The 16,004-nt window shown below is 61.7% G+C and carries 15 protein-coding genes and 1 pseudogene; 6 read left to right on the plus strand and 10 right to left on the minus strand.

Annotated elements, in window-relative coordinates; genetic code table 11:
* Positions 1–80: 80 nt before the first annotated feature.
* Complete coding sequence (locus B3605_RS17770) at positions 81–1,328, minus strand: MFS transporter (RefSeq protein ID WP_112945995.1); 1,248 nt, start codon at positions 1,326–1,328, stop codon at positions 81–83.
* A gap of 108 nt (positions 1,329–1,436) precedes the next feature.
* Here B3605_RS17770 and B3605_RS17775 point away from each other — a divergent pair, with 108 nt between their 5' ends.
* Both B3605_RS17775 and B3605_RS17780 read left to right on the plus strand, forming a co-directional pair.
* Positions 1,437–1,760: a YggT family protein gene (locus B3605_RS17775; RefSeq protein WP_026283700.1), complete on the plus strand. Its 324-nt coding sequence runs from the start codon at positions 1,437–1,439 to the stop codon at positions 1,758–1,760.
* Entirely contained in the window at positions 1,757–2,068 is a 312-nt protein-coding gene (locus B3605_RS17780) for a DUF167 domain-containing protein (RefSeq protein ID WP_312472742.1), read from the plus strand. Before B3605_RS17775 ends, B3605_RS17780 begins: the two co-directional genes overlap by 4 nt.
* Here B3605_RS17780 and ppa read toward each other — a convergent pair whose 3' ends face one another.
* The 5 genes and pseudogenes from ppa to B3605_RS17805 all read right to left on the minus strand — a co-directional run bounded on the left by ppa (position 2,069) and on the right by B3605_RS17805 (position 8,417).
* Positions 2,069–2,605: an inorganic diphosphatase gene (gene ppa / locus B3605_RS17785; RefSeq protein ID WP_018902290.1), complete on the minus strand. Its 537-nt coding sequence runs from the start codon at positions 2,603–2,605 to the stop codon at positions 2,069–2,071.
* Positions 2,606–2,781: 176 nt separating this feature from the next.
* Complete coding sequence (locus B3605_RS17790) at positions 2,782–3,288, minus strand: GNAT family N-acetyltransferase (protein WP_111562582.1); 507 nt, start codon at positions 3,286–3,288, stop codon at positions 2,782–2,784.
* A gap of 204 nt (positions 3,289–3,492) precedes the next feature.
* Complete coding sequence (gene typA, locus B3605_RS17795; protein WP_018902288.1) at positions 3,493–5,310, minus strand: translational GTPase TypA; 1,818 nt, start codon at positions 5,308–5,310, stop codon at positions 3,493–3,495.
* A 135-nt stretch (positions 5,311–5,445) separates the two neighbouring features.
* Positions 5,446–6,249: pseudogene (locus tag B3605_RS17800) on the minus strand (alkaline phosphatase D family protein); the annotation flags it as partial.
* A gap of 89 nt (positions 6,250–6,338) precedes the next feature.
* Positions 6,339–8,417 (minus strand): M3 family metallopeptidase, encoded by a 2,079-nt coding sequence (locus tag B3605_RS17805; RefSeq protein ID WP_112945998.1) that lies wholly within the window; start codon positions 8,415–8,417, stop codon positions 6,339–6,341.
* 231 nt (positions 8,418–8,648) lie between these two features.
* On the opposite strand from B3605_RS17805, the gene B3605_RS17810 reads away from it, so the two are divergent.
* Entirely contained in the window at positions 8,649–9,080 is a 432-nt protein-coding gene (locus B3605_RS17810; RefSeq protein WP_112945999.1) for a hypothetical protein, read from the plus strand.
* A gap of 31 nt (positions 9,081–9,111) precedes the next feature.
* Here B3605_RS17810 and B3605_RS17815 read toward each other — a convergent pair whose 3' ends face one another.
* Positions 9,112–9,753 carry a LysE family translocator gene (locus tag B3605_RS17815; protein ID WP_018902284.1) on the minus strand — a complete coding sequence of 214 codons (642 nt, stop codon included), beginning with the start codon at positions 9,751–9,753 and terminating at the stop codon, positions 9,112–9,114.
* A gap of 109 nt (positions 9,754–9,862) precedes the next feature.
* Positions 9,863–10,582: a polysaccharide deacetylase family protein gene (locus B3605_RS17820; protein ID WP_112946000.1), complete on the minus strand. Its 720-nt coding sequence runs from the start codon at positions 10,580–10,582 to the stop codon at positions 9,863–9,865.
* 372 nt (positions 10,583–10,954) lie between these two features.
* Between B3605_RS17820 and B3605_RS17825 the strand changes: the two genes are divergently transcribed.
* Positions 10,955–12,139 carry a multidrug effflux MFS transporter gene (locus B3605_RS17825; protein ID WP_183795275.1) on the plus strand — a complete coding sequence of 395 codons (1,185 nt, stop codon included), beginning with the start codon at positions 10,955–10,957 and terminating at the stop codon, positions 12,137–12,139.
* A gap of 342 nt (positions 12,140–12,481) precedes the next feature.
* Here B3605_RS17825 and B3605_RS17830 read toward each other — a convergent pair whose 3' ends face one another.
* Positions 12,482–13,705, minus strand: a complete 1,224-nt coding sequence (locus tag B3605_RS17830; protein ID WP_018902281.1) for an argininosuccinate synthase — start codon at positions 13,703–13,705, stop codon at positions 12,482–12,484.
* 205 nt (positions 13,706–13,910) lie between these two features.
* Here B3605_RS17830 and B3605_RS17835 point away from each other — a divergent pair, with 205 nt between their 5' ends.
* Positions 13,911–14,762, plus strand: coding sequence for an SDR family NAD(P)-dependent oxidoreductase (locus B3605_RS17835; protein ID WP_112946002.1), 852 nt, complete (start codon positions 13,911–13,913; stop codon positions 14,760–14,762).
* Between the two features lie 98 nt (positions 14,763–14,860).
* Positions 14,861–15,502 (plus strand): LysE family translocator, encoded by a 642-nt coding sequence (locus B3605_RS17840; RefSeq protein ID WP_112946003.1) that lies wholly within the window; start codon positions 14,861–14,863, stop codon positions 15,500–15,502.
* A gap of 67 nt (positions 15,503–15,569) precedes the next feature.
* On the opposite strand, the gene B3605_RS17845 is transcribed toward B3605_RS17840, so the two are convergent.
* Positions 15,570–16,004 (minus strand): ATP-binding cassette domain-containing protein (locus B3605_RS17845; RefSeq protein WP_296435361.1); only part of this gene is annotated, 435 nt, incomplete at its 5' end.

Consider the following 16,004-nt stretch of genomic DNA (forward strand, 5'->3'; position numbering starts at 1 on the left):
GGGTATCACACGGCACAACGCCCGTGAGGGCGTCCCAGGCCACAACGCGCCCCAGGCCACCCCACACAACACCCCGAAAATCACCCCCGCATCACATGCTCCGGCGCATCCAGCGTATCGATCTTCCGCAACTGCGGAAACCCGCTCGCCCACAACGCCGCAACGACAAGCGTCCCGATCCCACCAATGACAACCGCCGGCACAGCACCAAACACCGAAGCCATCGTCCCCGCACGAAACTCGCCGAGCTCGTTCGACGCCCCGACAAACACCATGTTGACGGCGTTGACGCGGCCGCGGAGTTGGTCGGGCGTCCAGAGCGCGATCAGGCTTTCGCGCACATAGACCGACACCATGTCGGCCGCCCCCATCAGCGCCAGCGCCGCGATTGACAGCTCGACATTGTCAGACAGGCCGAAGACGATCGTGCCCAGCCCGAACAGCGCCACACCGACGAACATGTAGACCCCGGCGCGATGCTTCAGCGGATAGGTCGCAAGCAGCACGGCCATGATGATCGCACCGACACCCGGCGCCGAGCGCAGCAGGCCGAGGCCCCAGGGACCGAGCGTCAGGATATCGCGCGCAAAGATCGGCATCAGCGCCGTGGCGCCGCCGAGCAGCACCGCGAAGAGATCGAGCGAGATCGCGCCCAGCACCACCTTTTCGGTGCGGATGAACTTGAAGCCGCCGAGGATCATGTCCCAGCTCTTCGCCTCGCCCGTGGTCTTCTGCGTAGGCTTCGGGATCAGGAAAAGCAGCCCCGCCCCAAGGCCTGCAAACACCACGGCGACAGTATAGGCCGTATGCGCATTGATGCCGTAGAGCAGGCCGCCGATGACGGGGCCGGTGATCGAGGCGAGCTGCCAGGAGGACGAGTTCCAGGCGATCGCGTTCGAGAGATCGTCGGCCGGCACCAGATTGGGCGCCAGCGACTGCACCGCCGGCGACATGAAGGCGCGCTCGATGCCGAAGACCAGAAGCACCGCGAAGACAGGGATGGGCGAGAAGGTGCCCGTCATGGTCATGCCAAGCAGCGTCAGCGTGCAAAGGGCTGCCACCAGCGAGCACAGCGAGGCGATGGCGCGGCGGTTATAGCGGTCGGCCACCGAGCCGGTGACGAGAATGAGCAGCAGCGAAGGGAGGAACTGCACCAGCCCGATCAGGCCGAGATAAATGGCGCTGCCCGTCTGGTCATACATCTGCCACCCGACCGCGACGCTGACGATCTGCTGCGAAAACGACAAGAGAAAGCGCGCGAAGAAGAAGCGGGTGTAGGAGGAGTGCCGGAAGGCCGCGAAGCGGTCGCCGTGAGCCGAGATGGACATGATGTCTTTCCAACAAACGGACCAAACATCGCTTCCCGACGCGCCCGTTAAACATGAATTGCCGCAGCATTGCACACGGCTCTTGCCGGTTTAGTCGCCAATGTCTACATGTCTGTCAACAACGAACTGGAGATTGCGATGCTTGCGCTTTTTCAAACCATTGATTTGGCTTTGAATCTTTACACCTGGATCTTGATCGCCAGCGCCATTTTCTCCTGGCTCTATGCGTTTAACGTGATCAATTCCAGCAATCAGTTCGTCAATTCGGTCGGCATGTTCCTCTACAACGTCACCGAACCGGTGCTGCGCCCGATCCGTCGCGTGCTGCCGAACCTCGGCGGCATCGACATCTCGCCGATCATCCTGCTGCTCATCATCTTCTTCATCCGCTCGTTCATGTGGAACACCATCGTGCCGATGGTGTTGCGATAAGGCCCTGGCAGGCCTTTGACGATCATCTCGCCCTCGCCGTGAGGCTGACGCCAAATGGTGGGCGCGATCAGATCGATGGTATTGAGCTGGATGCCGACGGCAGGGCCTATCTGAAGGCCCGCGTCTCGGTCGTTCCCGAAAAGGGCAAGGCCAACAAGGCGCTGGTCGCGCTTGTGGCGAAGCAGCTTGGCCTCCCGAAGTCCTCGGTGAACCTCGTCTCGGGCGACACGTCGCGTAAAAAAATCCTCCGGATCGATGCCGAGCCGGAGGATCTGATCAAAAAGCTGGAAGCTTTACTCGGCCTGTAATCAGGCCTTTTCCTTCTTGGCGCGTTCGATCGCCTCGAGGATCAGCTGGCCGGCTTCCTTGGCGTCGCCCCAGCCATAGATCTTCACCCACTTGCCGGGTTCCAGATCCTTGTAGTGCTCGAAGAAGTGCTCGATCTGCTTGAGCGTGATCTCGGGCATATCCGTGTAGTCCTTGACCTTGTCGTAGCGCATGGTCAGCTTCGGCGACGGAACGGCGATGATCTTCTCGTCCTTGCCGGAATTGTCTTCCATCTTCAGAACGCCGATCGGGCGCACGTTGATGACGCAGCCCGGAACCAGCGGACGGGTGCTGGCGATCAGAACGTCGATCGGGTCACCGTCTTCCGACAGCGTGTGCGGTACGAAGCCGTAGTTACCCGGGTAGGTCATCGGCGTGTAGAGGAAACGGTCGACAACCAGCGTGCCGGCGTCCTTGTCCATCTCGTACTTGATCGGGTGGCCACCGACGGGAACTTCAACGATGACGTTGACGTCCTCAGGTGGGTTCTTGCCAATGGCAATGGCGTCGATGCGCATGCGATTACTCCCGCGACGTGAAATCTTCGCAGCCAGATAATCGGATTCATGCCGCGAAGCAACATAGCAAGACCGCGCAGGCACATGATTGTTTTATGATCTGGCCTTCAAAATGCCGGAAAACTGGGCAGAGGCCAGCACTTCGCTCCCCCGCACCTTGTCGTTGAGCAGATCGCTCAGTTCCAGATGAAGCCGATCTTCTTCAAGGGCTTCTCGTCGAAGGTTTCCGTACCCTCGCAATAATCGATGCCGCCATGGCCGCGATAGAAGTCCGCGCCGCCCTCGTTCTCCTCCAGGCACCAGACCACCATGCCCTTGCAGCCGAGCGACTTCAAAAGCCGCCGCGCTTCGGAAAACAGCATGTGGCCGAGGCCGATGCCCTGATATTCGGGGCGCAGATAAAGCTCGTAGATCTCGCCTTCCTGCGGCAGCGCGCGGGCGCGGTTGAGACCGAGCGTTGCATAGCCGGCAACCGTTCCGGCGACATCGAGCACGAGAAGCGTAGCGGGGCCGCGTGTCGCCTTGCGCCACCAGCTCTCGCCGCGGCGCTCCACCATCTGCGTCAGCGCCTTGTGCGGAATGATGCCGGCATAGGTATGCTTCCACGCAAGCCTGTGCACCTCCGAGATAGCTCGGGAATCATGCGGCTCGGCCCGCCGAACATCGATCGACAACGTCTTCATAACGCTTACTCTGGCCCGGTCGCGGACAATTAACCATATGCGCTAACGCATTCAGCCGGATTGCCCACAGGGTTAACATGTGGACGACGGCTGAAATTTAACGCTTTTTTAACTATTGCGACAAGAAGGATTCGGCGAACCGCACAAAATAAAAACCCCGGCGCGATGGCCGGGGTTTCGAAGTCTCTGGTGAGCCTGTTCGACTTAGGCGGTCTTCGCCTTGGCGAAGCGCTTGCGGTCGTTGGCGTCGAGATACATCTTGCGCAGACGGATCGACTTCGGCGTCACTTCCATCAGCTCGTCGTCCTGGATCCAGGAGAGAGCGCGGTCGAGCGTCATGCGGATCGGAGGCGTCAGCTTGACGGCTTCGTCCTTGCCGGCGGCGCGGATGTTGGTCAGCTGCTTGCCCTTGAGGACGTTGACCTCGAGGTCGTTGTCGCGCGAGTGAATGCCGATGATCATGCCCATGTAGACCTTTTCGCCGGGCTCGATCATCATCGGGCCGCGATCTTCCAGGTTGAACATGGCGTAGGCAACGGCTTCGCCGGCAGCGTTGGCGAGGAGAACGCCGTTCGTGCGGCCACCGATTTCACCCTTGTAGGGCTGGTAGTCCTTGAACAGGCGGTTCATCACGGCGGTGCCGCGCGTGTCGGTCAAGAGTTCCGACTGGTAGCCGATCAGGCCGCGGGTCGGAGCGTGGAACACCAGGCGAACGCGGTTGCCGCCCGAAGGACGCAGCTCGGTCATTTCTGCCTTGCGCTCGGACATCTTCTGGACGACGACGCCGGAATGCTCTTCATCGACGTCGATGACGACTTCTTCGATCGGCTCCATGGTCTGGCCGCTCTCGTCCTTGTGCATGACGACGCGCGGACGCGACACGGCAAGCTCGAAGCCTTCGCGGCGCATGGTTTCGATCAGAACGGCCAACTGCAATTCGCCGCGGCCGGAAACGTAGAAGGAATCCTTGCCTTCGGCTTCTTCGATCTTCAGCGCGACGTTGCCTTCGGCTTCCTTGAACAGGCGGTCACGGATGACGCGCGAGGTAACCTTGTCGCCTTCGGTGCCGGCGAGCGGGCTGTCGTTAACGATGAAGGACATGGTAACGGTCGGCGGGTCGATCGGCTGCGCGGTCAGCGCTTCGTTGACAGCCGGATCGCAGAAGGTATCGGCAACCGTGCCCTTGGAGAGGCCGGCAATGGCAACGATGTCGCCTGCGTGTGCTTCTTCGATCGAGGTGCGCTCGATGCCGCGGAACGCGAGGATCTTGGAGATACGACCGGTTTCGATCGTCTTGCCATCCTGGCTGAGAACCTTGACGGCCTGGTTCGGCTTGATCGAGCCGGAATTGATACGGCCGGTGATGATACGGCCGAGGAAGTTGTTGGCTTCCAGGATGGTGCCGATCATCGTGAACGGGCCTTCGGCGACCTTCGGCTCCGGAACGTGCTTGAGCACGAGGTCGAGCAGCGGCGCCAGGCCTTCATCCTTCGGACCTTCAGGATTGAAGTTCATCCAGCCATCGCGACCGGAACCGTAGAGGATCGGGAAGTCGAGCTGTTCGTCGGTGGCGTCGAGGCTGGCGAAGAGGTCGAACACTTCGTTGATGACTTCTTCGTGGCGGCCATCGGGACGGTCGATCTTGTTGATCGCGACGATCGGACGGAGGCCGACCTTCAGCGCCTTGGAGACGACGAACTTCGTCTGCGGCATCGGGCCTTCCGACGAGTCGACCAGAACGATCGCGCCATCCACCATCGACAGGATACGCTCGACTTCACCACCGAAGTCGGCGTGGCCGGGGGTGTCGACGATGTTGATGCGAACACCCTTCCACTCGACCGAGGTCGCCTTGGCAAGGATCGTGATACCGCGTTCCTTTTCCAGGTCGTTCGAGTCCATCACGCGTTCCGCAACGCGCTGGTTTTCGCGGAACGAACCGGACTGTTTCAGGAGCTCGTCGACCAGTGTCGTCTTGCCATGGTCAACGTGCGCGATAATCGCGATGTTGCGAAGTGCCATATGTCTATATCTCTGAGGCTGGGGCGCCACGCTGGGAGGGCGCCAATTGCATTGGGGCGGCTCTTACAGTGTTTTTCGCGAATGCGAAAGGGGGGAGCCTGGAATGAAAGGAATGCGTGCAGGACATGGATGGCATCAGCTCGTCCTTTCGGGGTCGAGCACCACCCGCCAGAGCTCCTGGTCGTTGCGATCCATTAGCCGCACCGTCAGCTGCTCGCTGACACCGTCGATATCGACGAGACCGAAGAATTGCATGCCAGCTGATGGCGGCAGGTTCTGCTCGGCGCCGCCGGGTGCCGCCTTCATGAACTTGACTTCAGGCCCGAAGGTCATGTCGAGCTCCTGCGGCCCGTAGGTGCCCGAATGCAGCGGCCCGGCCACGAACTCCCAAAACGGCAGGAACTCGCGGAATTTCGCGCGCTCGGGACTATAGTGATGCGCGGCCGCGTAATGCACGTCGGCCGTCAGCCAGATCATGTTCGATATCCCGGCATCGCGGATGAAGCGCAGGAGATCGGCGAATTCGAGCTCGCGACCAAGCGGCGCGCCATTGTCGCCATTGGAGATCGATTCCGATCCGCGTCGGTTGCCATAATCATCCCAGATCACGAGCCCGATCGGCAGATCGCAGGCGATCACCTTCCACGTCGCCGTCGAGCGCACCAGTTCGCGCTTCAGCCACGCGACCTGCCGCTCGCCGAAAATCCGCGACTGCGGCGAAAGCTTTTCGTCCAGCCCATGGCTGTTCGGCCCGCGATAGGAGCGCAGATCGACGAAGAACACGTCGAGCAGCGGCCCGTAGGAAACCTTGCGATAAACCCGCCCCGGCTCGGCCGCGACATGGCGCGTCGGCGTCATCTCGTGAAAGGCTTGTGCCGCCCGCGCGGAAAGCACCGCGACCGACTTTTCCTTGTAGCGGTCGTCATGGCTGAGATCGGTTTCAGGGCAGAGGGGGGTATCCCACCCAAAAACGTCGAAGGGGTATCAGCTCAATCGCAACAGCCGAGACCCAACCTCAAACTAACCCCTCAGGCATCACTCCCCGCCAGCTCCTCGAACGTCGCCAGCCCGCGCTTCACCAGCATCGCATCCGGGCTCGGCAGCTTGCCGCGGAATGCCCGGTAGGTATCCTCGGGATCGACCGACCCACCCACCGAATAGACGTGATCGCGCAGCTTCCGCGCTATCTCGCCATTGAACGCATCGCCCGTCTCCTCGAAGGCCGAAAACGCGTCCGCGTCGAGCACTTCCGACCACATGTAGGAATAATACCCCGCCGAATAACCGCCGGCGAAGATATGCTGGAAGTGCGGCGAAGCATGGCGCATCACCATCGACTTCGGCATGCCGAGCTCCTTCAGCACCGCACCCTGAACCGCCATCGGATCCGCGACCGCGTCCCGCGTATGGAACGCCATGTCGACCAGCGCGGACGAGGTGAACTCCACCGTGTTGAACCCGGCATTGAAGCTGCGCGCCGCCAGCACCTTGTCGAGGAGGTCCTGCGGCATCGGCTTGCCGGTCTCGAAATGCACGGCGTACTGCTTCAGGATCTCCGGCACCGTCAGCCAGTGTTCGTAAAGCTGCGACGGCAGTTCGACGAAATCGCGCGACACGCCGGTACCAGACACCGAGGGATAGGTCACGTTGGAGAGCATGCCATGCAGCGCATGGCCGAACTCGTGGAACAGCGTGCGGGCATCATCGAGCGACAAGAGCGCAGGCTTGCCCTCGGCCGGCTTGGCGAAGTTGCAGACATTGTAGATGATCGGCAGCTCGCCCTGAGCACCATTCTTCAGCGGCAGCTTGTGCTGCGACTGGAACGCGCTCATCCAGGCGCCCGAGCGCTTCGACGAGCGGGCGAAATAATCGCCGAGGAACATCGCCACCAGTTTCTCGTCGCGGTCGCGGATCTCGAAGACGCGGACATCGGGGTGATAGGCGGCAACGCCCTTCTTCTCCACCGCGTGAATGCCAAACAGCCGCCCCGCCACGTCGAAGCAGGCGTCGATGATCTTTTCCAGCTGCAGATAGGGCTTCAGCTCCGCCTCGGAGAAATTGAACTTTTGGGCCCGGATCTTTTCGGCGTAGAAACGCCAATCCCAGGGCATGACCTCATGGTTCTTGCCTTCCTCGGCGATCAGCCTGGCGATATCCGCCTCTTCCTCGCCGGCGCGCTTCACCGCCTTTACCCAAACCTTCTTCAGAAGATCGTTCACCGCCTCGGGCGTCTTCGCCATGGTGTTGTCGAGCTTCAGCTCGGCGAAATTGCCGTAGCCGAGCAGCTTGGCCACCTCGGCGCGGAGCGCAAGTGTGTCGCGGATGATGCCGCGATTGTCCGACGGGCCGTCGTTCTCGCCACGCGCCACCCAGGCCTTGAACGCCTGCTCTCGCAGCTCGCGGCGCTCGGAGAAGGTCAGGAACGGCTCGATGATCGAGCGCGACAGCGTCACCGCGAACTTGCCGTCCTCGCCGCGCTCGCGCGCCGCCGCCGCCATCGCATCCTTGAGGAAATCCGGAATGCCTGCGAGATCGTCGCCGTCTGAAAGGATCAGCGCCCAGCCCTTCTCGTCGGCAAGCACGTTCTGGCCGAACTGCGTGCCGAGGCCCGCCAGCTTCTCGTTGATGCCGGCGAGCTTTTCCTGCTCCGCCTTTTCAAGCTTGGCGCCCGACTTGACGAAGCCCTTCCAGTGCCGCTCCAGCACCCGCGTCTGCTCCAGCGTCAAACCGAGGCTCTCGCGGGTCTCCCACAGCGTATCGATGCGCGCAAAGAGCGCCGCATTCATGCCGATCTTCGAATAATGCCGCGACATCTTTGGCGAGATATCCCGCTCCAGCGCCTGGATCGTGTCGTTGGTATGCGCCCCGGCGCGGTTCCAGAACAGGGCCGACACCCGAGAGAGATCGTCGCCCGCAAGCTCCAGCGCCACGATCGTGTTGTCGAAGGTGGGCGCTTCGGGATTGTCGGCGATCGCATCGATCTCCTCTTCGTGCCGGGCAAGGGCCGCATCGAAAGCCGGCGCGAAATCGCCGTCATTCAGCGCCTCGAAGCGCGGCAGACCATTGAGACCGTTCCAGTCGGTGAGAGCGGGGTTGTTGGCGGGCATACGGACATCCTTGTTTGGCGGGCTTGTTCGGCGGGGCGTGTTGTCTCGAAAACCAATATAGGAAGGCAGCACCGCGATTGGTATCGCCACCTTGGGCGAGCGGCCGCGCCACCTATACGAGAAGTTGATCCCTAAAAATGCTATATAAGAATTAACTATTTGTTAACGATTGACGATTGTGCGGCGCACACGGTATTTTCGCTCAATCTTTTTTGATCATGGATGCGGGCAATGGAAATCACATCGCTGCGGTTTTCGCCGAATTTGTCGTTCCGGAAATATTCCGATAATTCGCAATTTAACAACAGCTTGACCGAAACCTTCAGCTCGGTTTCGAATGCTTCGTCGACCTTCAGGATCGACGAGGCGACATCCGCGCAACCGGATTTTTCGGCCATAACCGCTGCCGACCTGCGCAACCACGCGCGCCAGAATTTCGACAACGGCACGCTCGACCAGGACACCTATGCGGCGATCTCCGAACCGCTGCCGATGCACACCATCGACCCCTCGGGAAACATTCTCGATCTCTCCGACGTCACCGACGGCACCAGCTTCAACTTCAGGGACTACTACAAGGACCAGCTGCAGATCGCCATGTCGATCGGCGATCCCGAGACGGTGAAGACGCTGAAATCGGTCGTCAGCTTCCTCGACGTCTGACGCGGTTTAGATTGCGCCCGGCGAAGGCGCATCAGGCCTTGCGCCACCCCATTAGCCCCGGAGTCGCATGCAGCAGAGCCTGCACGGCAAAGCCCATGAACAGCACGCCTGAGCAGCGCACGATCAGCCGCTCATGCGCGCGATAGAAGCGCCGCACGGCGCCTGTGCCGACGATCGCGATCAGGATCATGTCGGCGACGATGAAGCCGAGGAACGACACGGCAAGCAGCACCGGCAGCGTCTGGAACTGCAGGGCGCTCGCCGAGCCCGCCACCAGCGCCGTGAATGTCGCCAGCGCCACCGGATAGCCCTTCGGATTGGTAACACCGAAGATCAGCCCGCGCCGAAACGGCCGCTCGACAACCATCAGCGCCTGCCCCTCGCCCTTCGGCTTGGCGCGAAACGCGTTCCAGCCGATCCAGGCGAGATAGAAGCCGCAGGCGAGCCCCAGCGCATCGAACACGAAGGTCCCGATCGTCTTGGCGCCGATGATCGCCACCAGCGCCAGCGACGCCCACAGCGTATCGCCGACCAGATGCCCACAGACAAACTGCGCCCCCGCCTTCCGCCCCTGCCCGGCCCCGATCCCCAGCAGCGCCAGAAACGCCGGCCCGGGAATGAGCACGTAAAGAAGTGCAGCCAGAAAGGCGCCCGCGAGCAGCGATTGCGTCATGAAGAATCCCCCGTGAAAAGACCGAGATTATGCGGTGTGGCGGGGACGTCAAGCGAGGAGAGACGTATCGAACGGGGAAGCGACCATTCCGGGAATGGCAACCTTTTGATTACCGCTCCGCCATAAGCTGGGAAACAGTCACGAAGGTGAAGCCTCGCACGCGCAAGCCGTCGATAATGTCGGGTAGCGCCTGTCGTGAAGGTTCACGACTTCGATACATAGGATGCATGATAATCACCGAGCCGCTGCGTGTGTTGTCAAGCACATGCCTCGTGATGGCGTCGGCGTTTCCATCAATGTCGGGAAAGGATTCCGGCTCCACATCCCACATGACGGTCTTGCGATCATGCGTCGACAGGTACCACGGCAGACTGATGAGCTTCTTTCCGTAGGGAGGGCGAAAGTGGATCTCTCCCTGATATCCTGCAGCCCGTATCGCCGCGTCCGTACGTTCGATCTCCTGGGCGACGCTATCCGGCCCCAACAGCGTCATGTTGGAGTGCGAATAGGAATGGTTGCCGATTTCGTGCCCGGCTTCGATGATGGCTTGAACAGCAGACCGGTTTTCCTCGATTTCCTTGCCGATCAGGAAGAATGTCGCGGACACGCCCTTGGATTTTAGGATCGCCAGGATCTCCGGTGTAAATCGTGAGCTCGGCCCATCATCGAAGGTCAACGCGACCAACGGCTTCGCCGTCTCCAGCCGCGAGAAAACCTCGCCGAATAATTGCGTGGTCCGTGACTTGCTGTACTCGAAGACGCCGTAGCAGGCCGCTAGAACAGCGACCGCACCCAAAATACTCGATAAAACAAGACGTTTCCGGAGCATCAATAGCATCCTGTTATTACCAGAAGTTGCAACAATCAACAGGGTCTTTGGCGCAATTAGGGCAGGTCCAGAAGGTTAGCGCGACCTACTTTAGCCACTCACTCGGAACCCGGATTGGCGCGGCGGCAGGGCCGATCGTCAGCGTCGGTGGGAAGTGCGCGGGATTCCGGCCGACGTGGCTCGTGCCGGAAAGTCGAAGCGCGCTATGCCAACAAAAGATCATGGAGCCGCGTGTCGTCGCCTGAGCACTCACATTTTCGGCATTGCGACATCCCTTTGCTTGCGCCAAAACAGCAGCTGCCGCCCTTCCCCGCCACCAGCCAATCGAGTACCCGCATGCCCCCATTCCGGATGAGCGCAAGGCGAACGAGCATGCTCGGCGCGCTGCTTGCCACCCTCGGCCCGATCTCCATGTCGATCTACACGCCCGCCATGCCGGAGCTGGTGGGCGCCTTTCACACGACGGATGCGGCGATCAAGCTGACGCTGTCGCTCTATTTCGCCGGCTTCTCGGTCGCCCAACTGCTCGCCGGCCCGCTGTCGGATGCCTTCGGCCGCCGCGCCGCGACGCTCCTCTTCGTCGGCATCTACATGGTGGGAAGCCTTCTCTCGGCCTTCGCGCCCGGCATCGAATGGCTGCTCGCCGGCCGCCTGATCCAGGGGATCGGCGCCTCGGTCGGGATTACCGTGGCGCGCGCCATCGTCCGCGACCAGTTCACCGGCGCCGATGCCTCCAGGATCATGAACCTGATCGGCATCATGATCGCCATCGGCCCCGCCATCGCGCCGACCGTGGGGGGCCTGGCGCTCGCCGCCTTCGGCTGGCAATCGGTTTTCTTCTTGCTCATCGGCTTCGGCCTGATGATCTGCCTCTCGGTCCTCGTCTTCATGCGCGAGACCAGCACGCCAGACCGCCGCCGCGCTTTGCCCGGCCCGCTGCTACAGGCCTATGCCGAGCTCGCCCGCGAACCGCGCTTCATCTCCGCCTCGCTGGTGCTTGGCGGCTCGATCGGCGCGCTCTACGCGCAGGCGACGATGCTCCCCTTCATCCTGATCAAGGTGGTCGGCCTCACGCCGACCGCCTTCGGCCTCGGCATGCTGATGCAATCCGGCTCCTATTTCGCAGGCTCAGTCGTCCTCAGGATGACCTCGGCAAGGCTCGGCGGCGATGGCTCCGTCCGCGCTGGCCTTGCCCTGCTCGGCCTTGCAGGCATCATGATCGCGCTCTCGGTCGCCTTGGTCACACCGAGCTACCTCTCGATCATGGGCCCGGTCGCCTTCCTGGCCTTCGGCCTCGCCTTCCTCACCCCGCACATGACAACGTCAGGCCTCTACCCCTTCCCGCACATCGCCGGCTCCGCCTCGGCGATGATGGGCTTCATCCAGATGGGCGGCGGCTTCACCGGCGGCCTGATCGCCTCCCTGATCGGCGCGCCGCTTATGGCCTTTGGCACCATCATCCCGATGATGGCTCTGATTGCGATTGCAAGCTACCTATGGTTCCTCCACGCCAGCCGCCGTGCGGCGAGGGTGTCGCATTCCAGCCTGGGGGAATGAGGGCTTGGAGCCAGTCGCCGATAAATCATTGAAGTAAAAGCACAAACACCTCCACTGGCGTCATCCTCGGCCTTGTGCCGAGGATCTAACCACGCCTCCACGAGTTCAAGGTGAGTGGACACTTGGCGCTCCCCTCCACAATGCCGCTCCTCGTCGCCAAGCATCCATTGACGTCGCATTCCGGGCAACGTGCTTAGATCCTCGGGACGAGCCCGAGGATGACGGCGGAGCGTGGGGCGATCACCGGCAACCTATTGAATAAGCGATAAAATATACCTCCCGCCACCCAAACGCAAAAAGGCCCGCACGAGGCGGGCCTTTCGAAACCAAATCAACAGACGATTACTTGCCCAGATTACGCTTGCCGAGCGTGCGCAGGCGCAGCGCGTTGAGCTTGATGAAGCCGGCGGCGTCCTTCTGGTCGTAGGCGCCCTGGTCGTCCTCGAAGGTGACGAGCGTGTCGGAGTAGAGCGACTTGTCGCTCTCGCGGCCGATGACCATGACGTTCCCCTTGTAGAGCTTCAGCGTCACTTCGCCCTCGACATGCTCCTGGCTCTTGTCGATCAGCGCCTGCAGCATTTCGCGTTCCGGCGAGAACCAGAAGCCGTAATAGATCAGCTCGGCGTAGCGCGGCATGATCTCGTCCTTGAGGTGCGCCGCACCACGGTCGAGCGTGATGCTCTCGATCGCGCGGTGCGCGGACAGCAGGATCGTGCCGCCGGGGGTCTCGTAGACGCCGCGCGACTTCATGCCGACATAGCGGTTCTCGACGAGGTCGAGACGGCCGATGCCGTTGTCGCGGCCGTAAGTGTTAAGTGCTGCGAGCAGCGTTGCCGGGCTCATGCGCACGCCGTTGATCGAGACGGCATCGCCCTTCTCGAAGCCGACCTTGATGATGGTCGCCTTGTCGGGTGCCGCTTCCGGCGAGATCGTGCGCATGTGCACGTATTCGGGAGCCTCGACAGCCGGATCTTCCAGAACCTTGCCCTCGGAAGAGGAGTGCAGCAGGTTGGCGTCGACGGAGAACGGCGCTTCGCCCTTCTTGTCCTTGGCAACCGGGATCTGGTGGGCTTCGGCGAAGGCGAGCAGGTCGGTACGCGACTTGAACGACCAGTCGCGCCAGGGAGCGATGATCTTGATGTCGGGGTTCAGCGCATAGGCCGAAAGCTCGAAGCGAACCTGGTCGTTGCCCTTGCCGGTGGCGCCGTGCGCGATGGCGTCGGCGCCGGTCTTCTTGGCGATATCGATCAGGTGCTTGGAGATCAGCGGGCGGGCGATCGAGGTGCCGAGCAGGTAGACGCCTTCATAGACGGCATTGGCGCGGAACATCGGGAAGACGAAATCGCGCACGAACTCTTCGCGCACATCCTCGATGTAGATCTCCTTGATGCCGAGCATCTCGGCCTTCTTGCGCGCCGGCTCGAGCTCTTCGCCCTGTCCGAGGTCGGCCGTGAAGGTGACGACTTCGGCGTTAAGCTCGGTCTGCAGCCACTTCAGGATGATCGAGGTGTCGAGACCGCCGGAATAGGCGAGGACGACTTTCTTTACGTCTTTGTGCGATGCCATGATGATGAGATCCGTTGTGCCAGGAGGGTCGCGGCCAGCCGCAAGACCCGGTATCGCCGGGCACTTTTAGCGAGATTGACGCCGGACGCAAGGGCAAGGACGTCGCGGAAGCTCCCGCCGGTTCGGCTTTTCTGCGGTTTGACTTGCCCTCCGAGATTACCATATCTGGCTGCGAGCGAACAATCCCAGGCGAAAGGCCCAAGCCGTGACCGATCTCACTGATATCATCAAGCTCTCCAACGTCGCCGTCATCACCGGTGGCGCCTCGGGCATTGGCCTGGCGGCCGCCAAGCACTTCGCAAGCAAGGGCATGAACATCGTCATCGCCGATCTCGGCGCCGATAGACTGGCGTCGGCGGCAAAGGCGGTCGCGGCTGTCTCGAGCGACGACCGCGTCCTTGCCGTCGAGACCGACGTCTCCGACAAGGCGGCGCTGCAGGCTCTCGAGCGTCAGGTCGCGAAACGCTTCGGCAAGGTGCATGTGCTGATGAACAATGCCGGTATCGGCCCGGAAACCTCGATCTTCAGCGACGACAGCGGCTGGGACGCGATCCTGGGCGTCAACCTGATGGGCGTGGTCAACGGCACGCGCGCCTTCGGCCCCAACATGCTCGCCCACGGCGAACCAGGCCTGATCATCAACACCGGCTCCAAGCAGGGCATCACCACGCCTCCCGGTAACCCGGCCTACAATGTCTCGAAATCAGGCGTGAAGGTGTTCACCGAGGCGCTGCAGCACGAGCTGCGCAACACCGAAGGCGGCAAAATCTCCGCCCACCTCCTGATCCCCGGCTTCGTCTTCACCGGGCTCACCAAGGGCGACCGTACCGAAAAGCCCGCTGCCGCCTGGACCTCGGAACAGACGGTCGATTTCATGATCGAAAGCATCGAGAACGGCGATTTCTACATCCTCTGCCCCGACAACGACGTCGCCCGCCCGGTCGACGAGCGGCGCATGGCCTGGGCCGTCGGCGACATCATCGAGAACCGCCCGCCGCTGTCGCGCTGGCATCCCGACTACGCCGAGCGCTTCAAGGCGTTTCTTGAGGGCAAATAACAGCCGAATCGATCGGCCTCATGAGAAGGTTTGATTGGTGCATTCGTTGAAAGCCGGATATGAGACATTGCTTTCATAACCGGCTTTACGAGTGTGCCATGGATTTTCTGCCGAGCCTGCCGACGCTTCTCGCCTTCGCCGCCGCCACGCTTTTGCTGGCCGCCACGCCCGGCCCCGACATGACGCTATCGATCAGCCGATCGCTGGCGCAGGGAACCAAGGCTGCGCTCTTCGTGGTGCTCGGCACCAGCCTCGGCATCGTCGTCCACACCATGCTCGTCGCTTTCGGCATCTCGGCGCTGATCACAGCTTCGCCCACCGCCTTCCTGATTTTGAAGACGGGCGGTGGCGGTTATCTCCTCTGGCTCGCCATTCAGGCGGTGCGCTATGGCTCGAAGCTGTCGATCAAGAAGGTCGACGAGGCCAAGGCGACGCCGCTTGCCAACATTTCCTCCGGCTTCTGGGTCAACCTTCTGAACCCCAAGGTCATCATCTTCTTCATGACCTTCCTGCCGCAGTTCGTCAGCGCCGGAGATCCCACGGTGACGCAAAAGCTGATCTTCTTCGGCTTCTGCTTCATCCTGATCGGCATGCCCGTCAACGCCGCCGTGGTCTTCGCCGCCGATTGGCTGGCCGGCTGGCTGCAGAACAACAGGAAGGTTCTGCGCGGCATGGACTACACCTTCGCCGGCGTCTTCTCCGTCTTCGCGGCGAAGATCCTGCTCACCCAGGCACGCTGACATCAATAGAAACCCCGGGAACGCCCCGGGCTCATTTGCCGGTCCCGGGGTGGATTTCTCTTCGCTATCAGCCGATCAGCAGCGCATCGTCGTCGAGCGTCTGGCCGCGCATCTTGCGGAACATGTCGATCAGGTCCTCGACCTGCAGGTCCTTGCGGTTGTCGCCGGAGACGTCGAGCATGATCTCGCCGCCATGCAGCATGATGGTGCGGTGGCCATAGTCCAGCGCCTGGCGCATGGAGTGGGTGACCATCAGCGTCGTCAGCTTGCGCTCCGAAACTACCCGGTCGGTCAATCCCATCACGAACTCGGCCATCCCCGGATCGAGTGCGGCCGTATGCTCGTCGAGCAACAGCACCTCGGAGCCGGCAAGCGTCGCCATCACAAGCGAGATCGCCTGTCTCTGGCCGCCGGACAACAGGTCCATTCGGTCCTTCATGCGCGTTTCGAGCCCGAGATTGAGCTCGGCGATGCGTTCGCGGAAATGCTCGCGGCGGCGCGG

This window comes from Rhizobium sp. UBA1881, assembly GCF_002338015.1.
Taxonomy (GTDB): Bacteria; Pseudomonadota; Alphaproteobacteria; order Rhizobiales; family Rhizobiaceae; genus Rhizobium.